Origin of the sequence: Zooshikella ganghwensis DSM 15267 (genome assembly GCF_000428585.1) — a bacterium.
GTDB classification, from domain to species: domain Bacteria; phylum Pseudomonadota; class Gammaproteobacteria; order Pseudomonadales; family Zooshikellaceae; genus Zooshikella; species Zooshikella ganghwensis.
In genome coordinates this window covers 1-17,112 of sequence record NZ_AUAF01000107.1, presented here as the reverse complement: position 1 = coordinate 17,112, position 17,112 = coordinate 1, and the positions used below count along the sequence as shown (strand labels likewise).

The window sequence follows — 17,112 nt, the reverse complement described above, 5'->3', positions numbered from 1 at the left end:
CAGAAATAGTAGGGTATTTAAAAGGTAAAAGTGCCATAGCAGTTGCAAGGCAATTTAGTGGAAGGAAAAGAAACTTCAATGGGGAGTCGTTATGGGCAAGAGGCTATGCGATTTCAACGGTTGGATTCGAAGAAGAGCAGATTAGAAAGTATATTCGAAACCAAGAGCAGCTGGATGGAAAAGGCACGGATGAAGAGGGTGATTTTTAACACGGAAGCTAATTTTAAACACTGAACTTTAACATTGGCAGCCCTTGGGGCTGCTTATAGCTGTCAAGCCTCCCGCTCTGCGGGAGCGTTATGACTTGCTGAGCCTGGCGTAGGTAAAGTGAAGGAGAAAAGTAATTTTTTTGTAATGTTTATGTGTTTCAAATTAAATTAATATGTCATATTAGTCTTGTTTAGTATCAATAATGTAAACTTACAGTAAGTGTTATATTAGTGGTGTTGTATTAATATGAGTTCTACCAACAGCGTAAAAAAAAAAAATACCCTAAACATGAACTTATACCCTTGTCTAAGCATCTATACATATAAATATTTAAAGTGAAGGAGTCATCAAAGGCAAGAAAGGATATCTTTAGCAGCCATAAAGTACAAACAAATGTAATGTTAATGTAATATTTTATTCTTAATAAAAATTAATTATAAAAAGCAGATGATATCAGTTTATTTTTCCTTTAAGAAAGTGTTATGTTATTAGGGCATATCAGATTCGTATTTATAGATATACTCATATAGGGTGTAGCATGATTTAGGTGGTGCAATCAACTGTTTTATACTAGCAGTACTGAGTTAAAAAAGAAGTATAGAATGTTGCTTTGAAACAGTGCGTTTTAAAGGGCTGTAAGTAAGCAGTCAAGAAAGGATAAGAAAAGCTGATGCTTATTCGGTTATATAAATACATCAGTCGTTGTTTAAACATAAAGCTAAATCTTCAATGTATACCCAAAGGGAAGGATTTTTAGTGGGTAGTCTGTTTTATTAAGGCTAGTCTCATTAAAACTAATTCTCAGGATGCATAGATGAATCCTCAGGGAAGTAATGAGTAAGAGGATAGCAGAGTATTCTGCATAGGGATGTATTAAGTAGTATTAAAATAATACTAAGGAATGTTCGTATATGGATTTTACGCTAACATTAGAACAACAAGCACGCTGTCAGCATATTGAAAACTTCGCTAAAGAAGCCTTGTCTAAATCACAACAAGACCTCCAGTCCCCCGAAACGTTTAACGTTAAAGGTTGGCAACTCGCCTCAGAGCTAGGGCTAGCTGGTTTGCCTATTCCCGAACAGTGGGGTGGGTCGGAGTTAGGCGCTTTAGATACGATTTTGGCTGTTGAATCTCTGGGACGGGGTTGTACCGATATGGGGCTGGTATTTTCCCTCTGTGCGCATATGTTCGCTTGTGCTATTCCTATCTGGCGGCATGGTTCAGATGAGCAGCGAAATAAATACTTAGCGAAGATTGCATCTGGGCAACTTATTGTTGCCAATGCTATTACAGAGCCATCTTCAGGTTCTGATGCATATAATATGAAGTCCTTTGCGAGAAAGGAAAAAAATCATTATATATTAAATGGATCAAAGTGTTTTATTACTAATGCCCCAATAGCTGATCTCTTGTTAGTCTATGCAAAAACGAAGGAAGGCCAAGGCTATTTTAATAGTAGTGCATTTTTAATTCCGAAAGATTTGCCAGGTATAGAAATTACTAATGAATCATTAAAAACTGGGTTGGTGACTAGCCCATGGGGAAGTGTACACTTTAATGAGTGTATCATTCCAATTGATAGTCGAGTTGGAGAAGAAGGTTCAGGTTCTCCAATTTTTCACGACTCTATGATTTGGGAGAGAGGGTGTTTATTTGCAGCATATGTTGGAGCAATGGAAAGAGTACTACAACAATGTATTGAATATTGTGTAGAAAGAAAACAGTTTGACCAGTCGATTGGGCGGAATCAGTCGATATCAAATAAGCTTGTTGATTTCAAATTACGTTTAGAAACATCTCGTTTATTACTATATAAAGCTGGTTGGTTATATGACAATAATAAGCCATATGAAGAAGCCATTGCTCAAAGTAAACTTTGGATATCTGAATCTGCGGTTCAATGTGGATTAGATGCTATTCAAGTTTTTGGGGGATTAGGGGTCTGTAGTGAGTTTGGGATTGACCGCTTGTTACTTGATGCTCTACCTTCAAGAATCTTTTCAGGCACCTCAGAAATACAAAGGGAATTTATTGCCAGAAGTATGGGATTACGCTCATAAAATAATAGTCGCTAAGTTTGAGGTTATACCCAAAACGAAGGATTTTTATACCCCAAGGGGACAAGGGTGCGGCCGTCAAGCGATGAATCCCCTGGGCAAGTTTACTGCTGTGAAACTTGCGGTAGCCACTTTAATTGATATAACAGCGCTGCTGGGCGGTTATATTAATAAGTGGCTGGGGTGACCGTTAAATGCTCCTGCATAAACTGCATTCCCACCATCCTTGGTGGTCAAGCGCTGACAACAAACCCTAAAAATGATTCGTGAAGGGTATAGTTAAGTTTAAATAAAAAGGACTAAGTGTTGTGAAGTATTTTAAATATTTATTTGGAACACTCTATCTGTTAGCTGGAATAGCTAAAATTTTTCCTCAAATTGAAGATGTTGGTGTTGTTTTAAAGAATGCAGCTATTGCAAATCAGGGCACTTTTTTAGAAGGGATTAGCAACTATTTATACACTCATGAACTTGTAATAACAGTTATTTCTGGCTTAAGTCTATTTTTGGCAGGTTTGACGCTATTGATTAATAGGTATTTGATAGCATCGTCCATAGGACAAATGTTGATGCTTATTTGTTTTGTCACTCTATTACATAGAGCTTATTGGCAAGTTATTGTTATGGATACGGTTTTCTTTATCTTTGCTGTTTTAGTTTTAAAAGAACAGCTGATGTTAAAAAAACAGAAAAATATCCAACTTCAAAGAATATATCAGTCTTAAGTGTATCTAAAAATAATTATTTTTTTGTAAGCGCATGAATGTACTGTACAGAGATAAATAATGTATAAGGAAATACATGAGGATCCAAGTACAGTACACAAGGCAGACTAGTAATGAGCTTAAACAAAATGAAAAAACTACCTTCAGAAAAGTTTGAAGTTACAAAGCCTGAATTTCATGGAAATAATAGTGAGATTGAAAATATACAGAAGGAATATGACGTCATCATTGTCGGAGGTGGACTCTCGGGATTGACGGCGGCTTGGCAGTTAAAATCGCTCTCTGTACTGTTACTTGAGGAAAGAAATAAATTTGGAGGAAATGCACGTCTGGAGAGTAGAGACGGTTTACGTTATGCGAGTGCTGGTAGTTGTTTTCAGAACCCAGTCGAAGGTGGAGAAGTTGCAGGTTTATTGGATGAACTGGGCTTGAGGAATCAATGGCTAGCTGCTGATCAAGAGTCTCTGGTATTGTTCGATACTAGACGTCTATTAAAAGGAATGGGAGAGGTTTGCTTAGCATTAATTAATCAGCCTAAAGCATTATTAAATCCAGCAATGTATAAGCTATCTCTGGATTTGATAAAGGGAGCTATTACAAAAAAACCATATATTGTTGCGCCAAAAAAACTTGGGGATCCAGTTTTTGCTAAACTGTACGAATACCTTGAACAGTTTAAACCAGGCTCTGGTAAGTATCCTGCTGTACCTTGGAGTGAGGGTTGTGATTGGTCCAGGCAGGAAATGGAACTTTTTGATAGTATTTCTTTGTATGATTTATTTTTTGATCCCACGATAAAAGGACGGCTGCCTATCTACTTACAACCAAAGGATGAGTTAGGCGAGTTAGTTAAAGATGCTATAGAAACTACATTGCGTGTTGAGTGTTTGTCGATAAAAGATGTTTCTGCTTATGTTGGCTTACACTTTTTATTAGGGTATTTATTTGGTACTTTAGTGACGTTTCCGGGAGGGAATGGATTTTTAAGTGAACAACTTAAAAATCAATTAGAAAAAGAATCATCATATCACAGTCAATCAACTGCGCAGGTCACAGCTGTTGAAGAAATAGCAGGTAGTTATGAAGTTACCTATTTGAAAAATCAAGTAAGGTATAAAGTTAAGGCTGCAACGGTTATATGGGCTGCTCCAAAGTTTGTTGCACAGCATGTACTTAATAATATTCCAAATAAACAACGTCAAGCAATTTCAGAAATAGAACATAGAGACTACTGCATCGCTAATGTTTTTCTCAACAAAACAGTATTAAAAAGTCATTTTGGCGGTTATGTGATTGAGGGAGCACATTTTAATAAAAAACCATACAGTTGGTGCCGTAGTGGAGTTTGTCTAGTTGCTAATTGGAAAGACAAGTCATTTGATAAAGATATAGGGGTTCTTACATTATTAAAACCAGTTTTTGGCGAAAAAGATCAAGGGAAACTCAAAGAAGTAAGTTTTGATAAGTTGCAGTCAGAAACTTATCAAGAAGTAGTATTAATGTTTGCAGCATTAGGTTTAAGTCCTGACATAATTGAAGATATTAAAATTTGGCGTTGGAATAAAGGTCTTGTTGTTCCAAAAGTAGGACAGCTTAAAAATGATGTTTTTATTAAAGCATCTGCGCCGATAAGGGGTGTGTTTTTTGCTAATCAAGATACTAATGGTTTAGGAAATCTGGAAAGTGCTATTGGTGCAGGAATAAAAGCAGCAAAACAAGTTAAAAACTGGCTGGAAAGTAATAAACAGGAAAACTTAATTAATGTTGTATCAGCATAAAAATAATAAAAGGAGTTGTAATAACATGAGCAGCCAGAACTATGTGATCGCTTTGTCAGGAAAAGATGAATTATCAAAAACGGACGTTGGAGGTAAAGCCGTTTCTTTGAATAATTTGGTTAGGCATGGTTTATTAGTACCAGAAGCATATTGTATTACAACAAAAGCAAATGAGTACTTCTTAAGCTGCTCTGGAATTCTTGATTTAATAAAAATACATAAGCTAAATTTTGATCAAATAAAAGAGGAAATTGCAAACGCAGAAATACCATCAGATTTAGTAGATGAGATTCTTCAAGTTTATCAAAACATGGGGCGAGGCCAGGTGGCTATCCGTTCATCAGCAGTTAATGAAGATGGAGAATCACAATCCTATGCTGGTCAGTATGAAACATTTCTGTTTGTTGATAGTGAAGTGAAGGTTCTTGAATGTGTCAGGGAGTGTTGGAAGTCTTTGTGGGCTGCAAGAGCAAACCTCTATCAAATAAAACATGATGTGAGTGCAGATGATAGTAGAATTGCTGTGGTTATCCAAAGAATGGTTGATGTTGAAAGTGCAGGTGTTGCTTTTTCTCAAGATCCAATGAGTGGCGATGATCAATATATTTTAATCGATGCGTGCTGGGGAGTAGGGGAAGGAGTTGTTTCTGGTCAAGTTTCTACAGATAGTTATCGCATAAGAAAGTGTGATCATACTATAGTTTCTACAGACATACGTGCAAAAAAAATAAAGTGTACGAAGAAAAATAATGGAGAAACTCATATAGTTAATGTAGATGAAGATAAAATAAAACAACCGGTTTTATCTTCTGAACAGTGTATAGAGTTAGCGGCTAAAGTAGAAAAAATCAGTCTCTACTATGGCCAACCGATGGACATAGAATGGGGCATTGAAAATAATAATGTGTATATATTACAGGCAAGGCCAATAACCACTAAAACATCTAAAACACCAATATACTATGCTGATGAGGATGAAACTGACGAATACATTCGTGATAATGCATTATTTTCACGGATGGATACGGGGGAAATTGTCACAGGCCTTATGACTCCACTTGGCCTTTCATTTTGTAAATTTTATCAACATAACATACATGGCCCAGCAATAAAAACAATGGGGCTTTTGAATGTTGGGAATTCACAGCATTATATGGGTTATATACAAGGGCAGGTTTATTTAAATATTTCTGCTTCAGCCATGCTTCTTAGTCAATGTCCTCCTACCCGAAACTTAATGAAGTTTACTAAGCGATATGCTATAGAAGATATAGACTTTACCGCTTACCAAAATCCCTATGGTATTCCTGTTAGTGGCTGGAAGTTTATTAAAAGCTCACTATATTGGTGTGGTTATCAGATATATAACCTTTTTTCCGCTGAACGTATAGTGAAAAATATGGTAAAAATACGGCAGGATGAGGTAGATCGTTTTAATAAGTTAGATCTAAAGTCAATGTCACTTATGGAGTTGAATAACGAACTTTCTCGAATTGATAAGTATTTCTTAAAGGCATGTAAAGCTTATATGCCGTTTTTTTTACAGTCATTTGCGTTATACGACCTTTTGGCCGAATTATGTGAGCAGTGGCTAGGAGGTAAGGGTGATGGACTGCAAAATAGAATCAAGGCATCAATGAATAGTCTTAGAACCATCGAAGTGACAAGAGGCATTTATCAGCTTACAGAAACAGTAAATTCCAACGAGCCATTACGTACTATATTTATTAACTCTGATGCTGATCAATTGAAAGCTAATCTAGAAAAAAGTCGAATTGGCAAGCAGTTTATTGAAAATGAGTTCTCTTATTTTTTAAAAAACTATGGTGCAAGAGGGCGGCAAGAGTTTGAGCTGAGTATTCCTCGGTGGAATGATGATCCTAGTTACTTACTTAAAGTCATAAAAATGTATTTAATAAGTGAGGTTAATTTAGAAGAAAGAATTGCTGAAGTGGATAAAGAACGAGTTAATGATACGGAAAAACTATTAAAAAAGCTCCCTTTTTCTATAAGAATGAAGTTCCGTTTTTTTATAGCTGCTTATGCTAAAATGGCTGAGCGAAGAGAGAATACAAGACCAACGTATATTACTGAAACATGGTTCTATAGAAAAATTGTTACAGAAGTACTCGATAGATTAGATAGAGATAGTATCGTATCTAAAGATGAATTACCATTTATTGACTTTAATCTATTTCGTAAATATGTTGCAGGAGAAATAAATGCTGAAGAAGCATTTTCTAAAGAGATTATAGAAAATAATAGAAAAGAGCATCTAGTAAACTGCAATAGTGAAGAACCACCAATGGCTATCATCGGTGGTTATAACCCTCAACCTAAAAATGTAAATAATATATTGACAGGTACTGTAGGTGTAATTAAAGGGGTAGGAGCCAGTCCAGGAATTGTTGTGGCAAAAGCCAGGGTGATAAAAGACCTGGATAAAGATGCTGCAACTTTACAACAAGGAGAAATTTTAGTTGCTAAATTTACAGATGCATCTTGGACTCCTCTATTTGTGTTAGCAGCAGGTGTTATTGCAGATATTGGCTCAATGCTTTCTCATAGCTCTATTGTGTCTAGAGAATTTGGTATTCCAGCTGTTGTTAATACTAAAACAGCATGTATGCATATAAAAACAGGTGATATTCTTTACTTGGATGGAAATAACGGTGAAGTTAGAATACAAACACACGAAATAAGTAATGGGAAAAGAATAGAGGAAGCATTAGCAGTTTAAAGGTGATTATGGAGCTGTTTTAAAAATATCTCTATAAATACACCTTTTTTATGATGCCTGTGAAAATATTGTACTCAGTTCCTTATGTATTCTTTATACACTTAGGTCATCTGAGAAGAGTTTTCGTGCTCTTGGAAAAAATTATTATATTTTACTTAACTCGTAGTAAAGAGCTAAATATTCAAAGATATTACTAAGAGGCTAATATGGATATTACTATTGGGGTTGTTGTAGTTACTGAAAGTCGCTATTTCTTTGAGACAGGGTTAAGTGTTTTAAGTGATATACGGGGAGAACTCTTTCAGAGAGTAACAATAGATTCGGATATAAAAGCAGAACAATTTACGCCTAGCTATCATCCTGTATATGATGAGGCTCGAGAAAAAGCTATACGTTTTATGGCTAAACGTAAAGAGCGAGTATCAATGCGAGTTGTTCAGGCAAGTAATTTAAATGAAGCTACAGCAAAAATTATAAATATCGCAAATAACTTGAATGAAAATGAGTTATTTCAGGTGGGCATGATTTACTTGGATTATGCTAACCCAAAATATGAAATGTTGACAATCAAGGATATAGATAAAAAGATTTCAGGTTTTTACAGTACTCTTTGTGAAAATAACGTGCCTGCTTTTTACTCTTCTTTTTCTGTAGCGGCTTTTACGCTACCACATAAAAGAAAAATACGTTATCAACCAATGGAGTTTATAGAGTGCAGTCTTCCACATAATAGAGCAATACTGCAAGCTGAGTTGCTATGTTTATGGATGGACTTTATAGAAATGGCACTTGTCAATCGCAGAGTTAAACCAGAAATTAAAGGTTTTGCTAACAATACACTAGGTCAGCTATTATGTAATTTTTTAACAACGACATCAACTAAAAACTGGAATGGTTATTATTTTACAGGTTCACTTGTATCAAACCTGATCAATTATCTTGAGATAGAAGCAAAAAAAACAGGTATAAAATTATTACGTGGGCCGAGTGAACATAGCCTTGCATGTGGGGCTATGGCTAACTGGCAGTTATATAAAAAATCTTTTTTAATCGTTGTCACAAGCGGCATGATTGATGAGTTCAAAGGTACCTTAGCTAATTTACGAGAAGCTAGAGCTAAGGGTTTTATTGTTTGTGCTGAGAACAGACCAAATCAGTGGTTCGCTTTTCAAGGGACTATTTCTAAAGATGAAGATACACGTGATGTATTAACAGCCAAACGCATTCCTCATGTTTTTATGGATGACCCTGATACGATTGAAGATGACTTCAAAAAAGCATTAAGGTTATATAGCTTAAATCAAGGGCCGGTAGTGATTATGGCGACACAGGCAGTATTAGATGCTTGTAGTACGATTGATTTGGAACTACCGATGACTAATACTGTGGAAGATGATTTACCTCTTCCGCAAGATCTTGTAAAGCAGCTTGATCAAGTAATGGAGATCATCAACAATGGGCCAGAAAAAATTGTTTGGCAGTGTGGTCCGTTGTCTGAAGAAGAGCTTGAACTGGTATTATCGATAGCTGAAAGAGCAGGAATAGCACTGGTTGACTCATTAAATTATCCTGGCAGTGTAACAAAGTACCATAAGGGAGTATGTAATAAAAATTACTTAGGCACATTAGCGGTTTATGGTTATAGTCCTCGAGTTTATAATTTTCTACATACAAATAATAAATTGAATTCTTCATCTGAACAATGCTTGTTCTTTTTGAAGAGTAAACTGCATCAGGCTGCAACTCCTTTTTCAGAGGGCAGGCTTCAACGAAGACTGAGTATTGTTCAGTTAACAAATAATATGGATCATATCTCTCCTTACGCTGATCATCCATTAGTAATGAATTTATATACGTTTTTGAGGTATGTTGATGTACATCTTGATGTATCTACTGAGTTAAGAAATAAACGAATGGCAGCAATTCAATGTGTTGATGAAACCCCCTCTGATGTTGTGAGTAAATTGCCTAAAGTACCTATGACGCCAAACTATTTTTTCTTTAGATTGAATAGCTTAATAGAAAAAATGATTGTAGAAGATAGCTATGATTATACAGGACTATATGATGTTGGTCGTTGCGGAATTTCTGCAGTGCGAAATGTTGTCAGAACACGAAGGGGCTTTTCAGGTTGGTATGGCCGGGGATTAATGGGTGATGCGTTACAGTCAGTCATCAGTATTGCAGCTACCTGCCCAACGCATATTATTGGTTTTATTGGAGATGGAGCAAAAGGTCTAGTGCCTGATGTGTTACCAAGCTTAGTTGAAAATGCTTTGACCTATCCTGACTCTATTGATAAAAACATTACACTGTTTTATTTTATGAATGGTGGTCATTCTGTAATAAATACATATCAGGAAAGAATACTTTTTAATAGAACATCACGACAAATGCGGTTGATGAATATTTACAGTCCTGACTGGGAAGAGCAAATACATGGTTTGAAGATTAAATCAAAAACCATCGATATCTTTGACTATGAAATGTTTAGAATGTCACTTCAGGAAAAGAACTGTATTAATCTATTTTCTATCATTGTTTCACATAACAATGAAGGTGATGGAATTAGCTTAGCCACTGCTACGGGTTGGCAACGAGATGATGTTGAGAATAAAGTAAAAAGTATAAAACATGAAAATTTAGAAAAACAGCTTGAACCTGTATAAAAAGCCAATGAATATATACCCAAAACGAAGGGTTTTTAGGGGCGGCGGTCAAGCGATGAAGCCCCCGGAGCTTATATTAATAAGTGACTGGGGTGAAGAGCGCTGACAACAAACCCTAAAAATGATTCGTGAAGGGTATATTAAATAATGAAGCTTGTTTTTCTCTTCCGAAGCAATTAGCAAGGAAAAGCTATGAAATTTGGTTTTATTGCTCATCCAACTTCAATTTCACTAAAGCGTTATGTGAAAATGTTGGATATTTTGCAGCGTACATCACATGACTTGGAAACAGGTTATCAACGTGAAATTTGGCAGCGGGAGAACTTAATACCCTTTATTGATTTTTGTAAAATTAAGTCAATAACGGGGGCAACTTGTGAAGGAGTCATTCACTATTTACCATTAACTGCTGATGAGATGCTATCATCAGCACGTACAGTACAAAAGCGTATTTTTGATGGTATTGAAATGCTGCATAAAGAGGGAGCTGAGCTGGTTGGGTTAGGAGGCTTTACTTCAATAGTAGGAAAACGTGGAGTAGAAACTGCTAATCAATCGTGTATTCCTGTGACAAGTGGTAACTCATTAACTACATACGCTGCTTATAAAGCATTTTGCCAAATATTTGACTGGTTAGAAATTCAACCTAATAACACGCAAGTAGCTATTATTGGTTATCCTGGTTCTATTTGTTTAGCCTTATCAAAACTACTTCTGGACTTAGGGTGTCAACTGGATCTAGTGCATAGTGGAGCGCAAAAAAGTAAAGAAGAATTGCTCAAGCACCTTCCAGATAAATATTATAGTCGAGTTAATCTTGTTAGTAACATTGAAGAGTGTTATCAGCGTAATCAGTTATTTGCAGCAGCAACATCTTCAGGAGGTGTGATTGATCCTTCGCGTTTGCAAGCAGGATCTATTGTTGTGGATATTGCTTTACCTCATGATGTTATCAAAGTTGACTCTGTTAGAAATGATATTCTGTTACTTGAAGGAGGATGTGTTACGGCTTCGCGCCAAGTTAAATTTGGTGGTGAATCGTTGAATATTGCTTTAAAACAACAAATTAATGGTTGTTTGGCTGAGACAATTGTTTTATCACTTGAGCAACGTAATGAATGCTTCTCGATTGGACGTTATTTAGAAAAAGAAAAAGTCATTGAAATTGGTACCATTGCAGAGCGTCATGGTTTTAATGCTTATCCATTTGCCTCATTTGGGGAAAGAGTTGAAAAAGACCGTGTCATTAACTTACGTCGATATTATCATCGAAGTTTGATAGCTAACAACTATGAAGTTGAGCAACATCAACCAACCCGTCGTGAGAAAGCACTGCAAAGGTATCGAAATCATATAAATCCAATGATGGCTGATTTTTTACACATGCAACGTTGTGATGAAGTATTTGATACTGCCAAGGGGTGTACACTCGTTAATACTGACGGTGAAAAATACCTTGATATGGTCTCTGGGTATGGTTGTTTAAATTTGGGCCATAATCAAGATAATGTTGTAAACGCATTACAAAAATTTTTGAAAAACTCTACAGCAAACTTTATTCAATATGTTTCAGTGCCTCAACAAACTTCACTATTAGCTGAGAAGCTTTGTGAAATTACACCAGGAAATATGGAGCGTGTGTTTTTTAGTAATTCAGGCACTGAAGCTGTTGAGGCTGCATTAAAATTAGCAAAAGCAGCTACGGGAAAGACACGATTTGTTTATGCCAAAAATAGTTATCATGGTAAAACTTTGGGTGCCTTGTCTGTTACCGGTCGAGAGAAACATCGCAAGTATTTTAGTCCACTATTACCGGGTTGTGAGTCAGTTCCTTTTGGTGATATTGATGCATTACAAAAAGTATTAGAGATAGGTGATATAGCGGCTTTTATTGTTGAGCCAATACAGGGAGAAGGGGGAGTACATACACCTCCTGAGGGCTATTTAAGAAAAGTACAACGGTTATGTAATGATGCAGGCTGTTTACTTATTGTGGATGAAATCCAGACAGGTTTAGGACGTACTGGACGTATGTTTGCTTGTGAATGGGAAGGTATCAAGCCAGATATCCTTGTGTTAGCAAAATCTTTATCAGGAGGCTTAATACCTATAGGAGCAACGCTAAGCTCCAGACAAATTTGGGATGCAGCTTATGGTACTATGGGACGATTTTTATTACATACTTCAACCTTTGGTGGATGTAATATTGCAGCAGTTGCTGGATTAGCTGCATTAGAAGAAATATATCAACAAAAATTGTTTGATAAGGCAGAAGCACTGGGTCAGTATTTTAAGAGTGAGCTTATACGAATAACCAAGGACTATCCATTTATTGGTGAAATTCGTGGTCGAGGTTTGATGCTTGGCATCCAGTTTGCTAATGACTTTGATGGTGCAATAGAAGCATGTGCTCGTGAGTTTGGAACTCGTCTACCTGGAGACTGGCATTTAACCTATCGATTTTTTCCAGATGAGGTAAAAGATCATTTAAGTGCAGCTATGACAAAAATGGAAGAGTCATTAGCTGAAATGTTTTGTATGCGATTTGTTTCGAAATTGAATAACGATCATCACATTTTAACTTTTGTAACAGCAAATAGTTCAACAGTCATACGAATCCAGCCTCCGCTTATTATTTCTAAAAAGGAAATTGATTACTTTATTACATCTTTTGCAATGGTATGTGAAGAGATGTCAACGTTTCTAAACTAGGAGATGCAGAATGAATTTTTCTAAGGAAGTTATTGTCGATGAAATGATGGGTTTTTTTAAGTCAAAGGTCATCACATCTGCTTTTGAGTTAAATATATTTGATGCAGTTTCTGATAAACCCCTAACGTTAGATGAAGTATGCAGACACTGTAATATTCCTGCTAATTCAGGGAAACGCTTATTAATTGCTCTTACGGCTATGGGCTTAATTGAAAATAAAGATAACCACTACTTACTGAATTCAAGTGCAAAATCATATTTGGTAAGTGACTCAAAAGAATGGTTAGGATGGTTAGCAAGACATATAGATAGCTTTTTATATCCACTTTGGGCACAAACAGCTAATGCCGTAAAGGATGATTCTGATCAGCGAAAAGTTGTGTTTGGTGATGCGAGAAGCTGGTTTGATATACTCTATCAAAACCCACAAGATGTTGTCGATTTTCAAGAGTTTTTGGGTATATTTGCTCAACCTTTTATTGAAGGAATGATTGAAGCATTTGACTTTTCTAAATATCGGCATTTTCTGGATATTGGCAGTGGTATAGGCTCATTGCCAGTTGCTGTAGCGCAACATAACCCGAATCTGAAAATTTCAATCTGTGAGCTACCTCAAGCAGCGAGCTACCTTCGAGATCGTCTAAAAGTCACTAAGGGTGGTGAAGATATAGAAGTGATAACAGGAAATATAATTGAAGGTAAATTGCCTGATAATACATACGATTTAGTTCATTTAGGTTGGATGCTGCATGATTATAGTCCATCGATCCAGTGTGAAATTTTGAAAAATATATATGATTCATTACCAAATGGTGCAACGTTTATTGCGAGTGAGACACCGTTGAATGATGATGAGTCGGGTCCGCTATTTACTGCACTGCTTTCTATTAACATGTTAGTTTCAACTGATGGTGGTGTTGAGTCTACACGTCAGGAATATCTGCAACGCTTTAATGAGGTGGGCTTTGTTAATACGAGAGTACTGACAATTAATGGTCCAAGAACATTATTTATTGGTGAAAAAGAGTAACTTTGGATGGGTGGCTGGTATGTTGGAAAATAAATTGATTAAGTATATTTCTGAAAATTATCTTGAAGATGACGCAGAAGACTTTGATTTAGATACGCCACTGCTAGAGTTTAATATTATTGACTCAAGTGCCTTATTCGACTTGGTTGCAATGTTATCAAAAGAAACAAGTGTTCAGATTCCTGTTAATGAAATAACACCGAGTAATTTTTCTTCAGTAAGACACATTACAAAACTTGTTTCAAAAATAATACAACAACAGGAAGCTATTAGCGCTTGATATACGTAAGTTTAGCTCTAAGTTCTATGTTTTTTTGTTTTGTGGAGAAGTGTTATGTCTGATGTAATTATGGAAGAGCATGAAGTTGCTGAAATATTTGAAAAAATTCAACAAGGTATACTAAACTTGTTTGAAAGTCATACTGGCTATGGAAAGAAAGACATAATTTTAGATAATCGTTTTGATAGTGACTATGGTATTGACTCAATTACATTAACTACACTGCTATCTGATATTATCAAAGAATATAACATACCAACAACAAATGTACCTGAAGATATTAATACACTTAATGATATTTTTAATTATGTTTCTTCTCAATTAAATTTTGATAAAAAAGAAGTAATTATTAATAGTGATATGAAGGCGGGGGACAAACAGGTTAAATCGCTATTAATTGATAAAATTCAATCTGTTGTTGCAAGGCATACGGGTTATTCTGTTGATCAGCTTGGTATTAATGTTGACTTTGAAAGTGATCTTGGCATTGACTCTGTTACCTTGGTGTCAATATTTTCTGATATTCCTAAAGCAACTGGTCTGGAAGGAGTTAAATTGCCTGAAGACCTTAGATCAATAGCACAGCTTATTGATTACCTTGATAATAATGCAGCAAGTGAAAATGATAGTGATAATAAATTGAAGGAAGAATCTTTAAAGGGAAGCCCAGGAAATATACTTAAAACTGAAAAAAAAGCAGAAACCAATTTAGATGATGATAGTGGATGGAAAAATTTCTTAAGCCAGCTGCTTGATACAGAAGATAATCATTTATTACCTGACAGGAATGTTAAGTATAGTTTTTCATCACTCGGCTTAAATCAACAACATATTAATAAGCTATACAACAAGTTGATACATGAATTTAAAATGCCTAATCAAATTAAGATTAGTGAGTGCGATACACCGGAAAAAATCTTGCATTATATTCAGGCAAGTAAAGAGTTTGAACTTGCCCCAATAAAAGAAATAATCAGCCAGATATCTCAAGCTAGAGAAAATGGAATATTTGAAGAAGATGATGATCCTCGAACGATGAAAGACTTTGTGGCAATTGAACATAAAGATCTTTTTCATAAAACGAGAGAGTTTAGGAAATTTTATACAAAAAAACAACGCCAGCAACTTTACTGGTATGGGATGCCATTAGAATCTCGTTGCCAAAACAGAGCGCTTATTTATGATGAAACAACAGGCAAACGAAGAGAGTTTTTGATGTTTGCATCAAATAACTATTTAGGCTTAGCAAACCACCCAAAAGTTATTGAAGCTATTTGTGATGGTGCTCGTCAATATGGTGCAACAAACACAGGATGTCGTTTAATAGGTGGTAGTAATATTCTTCATAAAGAGTTAGAAGCAAAACTAGCTAACTTGAAAGGACGTGAAGCATGTATTGTTTATCCATCAGGTTATTCTGCTAATTTAGGAGGAATTTCTGCACTGGCAGGACCAAAAGACTTAATTTTTACTGATGCTATCAACCATATGAGTATTCAGGATGGATGCAAATTATCGGGCGCTGGACGTAAGATTTATCAACATAATCTCGAAAACTTAGAGCTTCTTCTAGATAAATATGCTGATCATGAGGGAGGAAAGCTCATTGTCACTGATGGCGTGTTTAGTATGCATGGTGATATTGTTGATTTACCAAGGTTGATGCAAATTGCTAACAAGTATAACGCACGTGTATTAGTTGATGATGCTCATTCAACAGGCGTATTAGGCAAGACAGGATCAGGAACCACAGAACATTTTGGTATGAAAGGTGAAGTTGACTTAGAGCTTGGAACTATGAGTAAAGCGCTTGCAGGTGTGGGTGGTTTTATCTGTGGTGATGAGGATGTTATTGAGTACTTACGTTTCTACTCCAATTCTTATGTTTTTGCTGCAACTATTCCTGCTGCAGTCGCTGCAGGTTTAATAGCTTCAATAGAGGTTATGGAAACGGAGCCTCAGCGCTTAAGTAAACTATGGAGTAATATTCATTATTTAAGAAGTCACTTACTGTCAGCTGGATTTGATTTAGAAAACTCTGCAAGTGCAATATTACCTATCGTTATCGGTAATGATCAAAAAACACTTGAATTTGGCCGTGCTGTACGAGCCAGAGGGATGTACTGTCAGTCAGTCGTATATCCTGGTATTGCCGTAGGTGATGCGCGTTTACGTATCAGTGTAACCAGTGAGCATACGATTGATGATCTGGATCTTGCGGCTCAAATTTTAGTAGAGTCAGCTAAAGAGGTAAATATACCTGTCGTAAATAGTAATTAAATTTTTTTGAGTACATAATAATTACTAAATACTGTTGTCATGAGAAATACTTGAAAGGCGACTAGCACCACCCATGAATGATTCCCATAGTGGAGTGATTTTTTGATAGTATAAAGATATAACTAGTAAACATTAAAAACTTATCTGTGGGCATCGTTGAAGGGATTTATTAAACAAATACATATACCCAAAACGAAGGGTTTTTAGGGGTGGCTGTTAAATGCGCCTGCATAAACTGCATTCCCACTATCCTTGGTGGTCAAGAGCGCTGACAACAAACCCTACTAATGTGTCGGGAACACATTAGAACAGCTTCGCTGGCCCGTTAGGGTGAGCGCTACGGATAGCGCACATAAAAATGATTCGTGAAGGGTATATCTAAGAACGTGTCTCAAAAATCAAAAAATATACAGATGTCTAAGTAAAAGGTTAATCATTAAGCACAAAGCAGTTTCAAGAAGATAGGAATGGACTCTTCTTCTGTTTACCATTAGTTTCACCAAAAACAAACAGGGAACAAAAAAAGAGCCACAATGTATTATCCAACGGATCTGACTGATAAACAATGGGCAGTGTTAACACCTTTACTCCCAAAGACTAAGTGGCAACTAGGTACTAGAGGTCGGCC

10 protein-coding genes are annotated in these 17,112 nt (G+C 36.0%); all 10 read left to right on the top strand.

All coding sequences use genetic code 11. The features are described 5' to 3' along the window. The coding region (locus tag F607_RS30515; RefSeq protein ID WP_038291811.1) for a transposase at window positions 1-209 on the top strand (209 nt) is incomplete at its 5' end. 912 nt (window positions 210-1,121) lie between these two features. Next, window positions 1,122-2,273, top strand: coding sequence for a prodigiosin MBC biosynthesis dehydrogenase PigA (pigA, locus tag F607_RS0118810; protein WP_027709329.1), 1,152 nt, complete (start codon window positions 1,122-1,124; stop codon window positions 2,271-2,273). A 305-nt stretch (window positions 2,274-2,578) separates the two neighbouring features. Beyond that, a complete protein-coding gene (locus tag F607_RS30510) occupies window positions 2,579-2,995 on the top strand; it encodes a DUF6041 domain-containing protein (RefSeq protein WP_051311628.1) in 417 nt (138 codons plus the stop codon). A 113-nt stretch (window positions 2,996-3,108) separates the two neighbouring features. Continuing rightward, complete coding sequence (locus F607_RS30505) at window positions 3,109-4,773, top strand: NAD(P)/FAD-dependent oxidoreductase (RefSeq protein ID WP_051311627.1); 1,665 nt, start codon at window positions 3,109-3,111, stop codon at window positions 4,771-4,773. Between the two features lie 25 nt (window positions 4,774-4,798). Beyond that, window positions 4,799-7,513 (top strand): prodigiosin ligase PigC, encoded by a 2,715-nt coding sequence (gene pigC, locus F607_RS0118795; RefSeq protein ID WP_027709327.1) that lies wholly within the window; start codon window positions 4,799-4,801, stop codon window positions 7,511-7,513. Window positions 7,514-7,719: 206 nt separating this feature from the next. Further along, the gene (gene pigD / locus F607_RS30500; RefSeq protein WP_051311626.1) at window positions 7,720-10,182 is read left to right on the top strand and encodes a prodigiosin MAP biosynthesis protein PigD; all 2,463 of its coding nucleotides are present in this window, start codon (window positions 7,720-7,722) and stop codon (window positions 10,180-10,182) included. Between the two features lie 192 nt (window positions 10,183-10,374). Continuing rightward, complete coding sequence (pigE, locus tag F607_RS0118785; RefSeq protein WP_027709326.1) at window positions 10,375-12,894, top strand: prodigiosin MAP biosynthesis aminotransferase PigE; 2,520 nt, start codon at window positions 10,375-10,377, stop codon at window positions 12,892-12,894. Between the two features lie 10 nt (window positions 12,895-12,904). Continuing rightward, a complete protein-coding gene (locus tag F607_RS0118780; protein ID WP_027709325.1) occupies window positions 12,905-13,924 on the top strand; it encodes a methyltransferase in 1,020 nt (339 codons plus the stop codon). Between the two features lie 19 nt (window positions 13,925-13,943). Then, window positions 13,944-14,204: an acyl carrier protein gene (locus F607_RS0118775; RefSeq protein ID WP_027709324.1), complete on the top strand. Its 261-nt coding sequence runs from the start codon at window positions 13,944-13,946 to the stop codon at window positions 14,202-14,204. Window positions 14,205-14,258: 54 nt separating this feature from the next. Next, a complete protein-coding gene (locus F607_RS0118770) occupies window positions 14,259-16,484 on the top strand; it encodes an aminotransferase class I/II-fold pyridoxal phosphate-dependent enzyme (protein WP_027709323.1) in 2,226 nt (741 codons plus the stop codon). The last annotated feature ends 628 nt before the right edge of the window (window positions 16,485-17,112 follow it).

Coding starts and splice junctions, on each gene's coding strand:
- pigA (WP_027709329.1), top strand. CDS start 1,122: ATGGATTTTACGCTAACATTAGAACAACAAGCACGCTGTCAGCATATT.
- F607_RS30505 (WP_051311627.1), top strand. CDS start 3,109: ATGAGCTTAAACAAAATGAAAAAACTACCTTCAGAAAAGTTTGAAGTT.
- pigC (WP_027709327.1), top strand. CDS start 4,799: ATGAGCAGCCAGAACTATGTGATCGCTTTGTCAGGAAAAGATGAATTA.
- pigD (WP_051311626.1), top strand. CDS start 7,720: ATGGATATTACTATTGGGGTTGTTGTAGTTACTGAAAGTCGCTATTTC.
- pigE (WP_027709326.1), top strand. CDS start 10,375: ATGAAATTTGGTTTTATTGCTCATCCAACTTCAATTTCACTAAAGCGT.
- F607_RS0118780 (WP_027709325.1), top strand. CDS start 12,905: ATGAATTTTTCTAAGGAAGTTATTGTCGATGAAATGATGGGTTTTTTT.
- F607_RS0118775 (WP_027709324.1), top strand. CDS start 13,944: ATGTTGGAAAATAAATTGATTAAGTATATTTCTGAAAATTATCTTGAA.
- F607_RS0118770 (WP_027709323.1), top strand. CDS start 14,259: ATGTCTGATGTAATTATGGAAGAGCATGAAGTTGCTGAAATATTTGAA.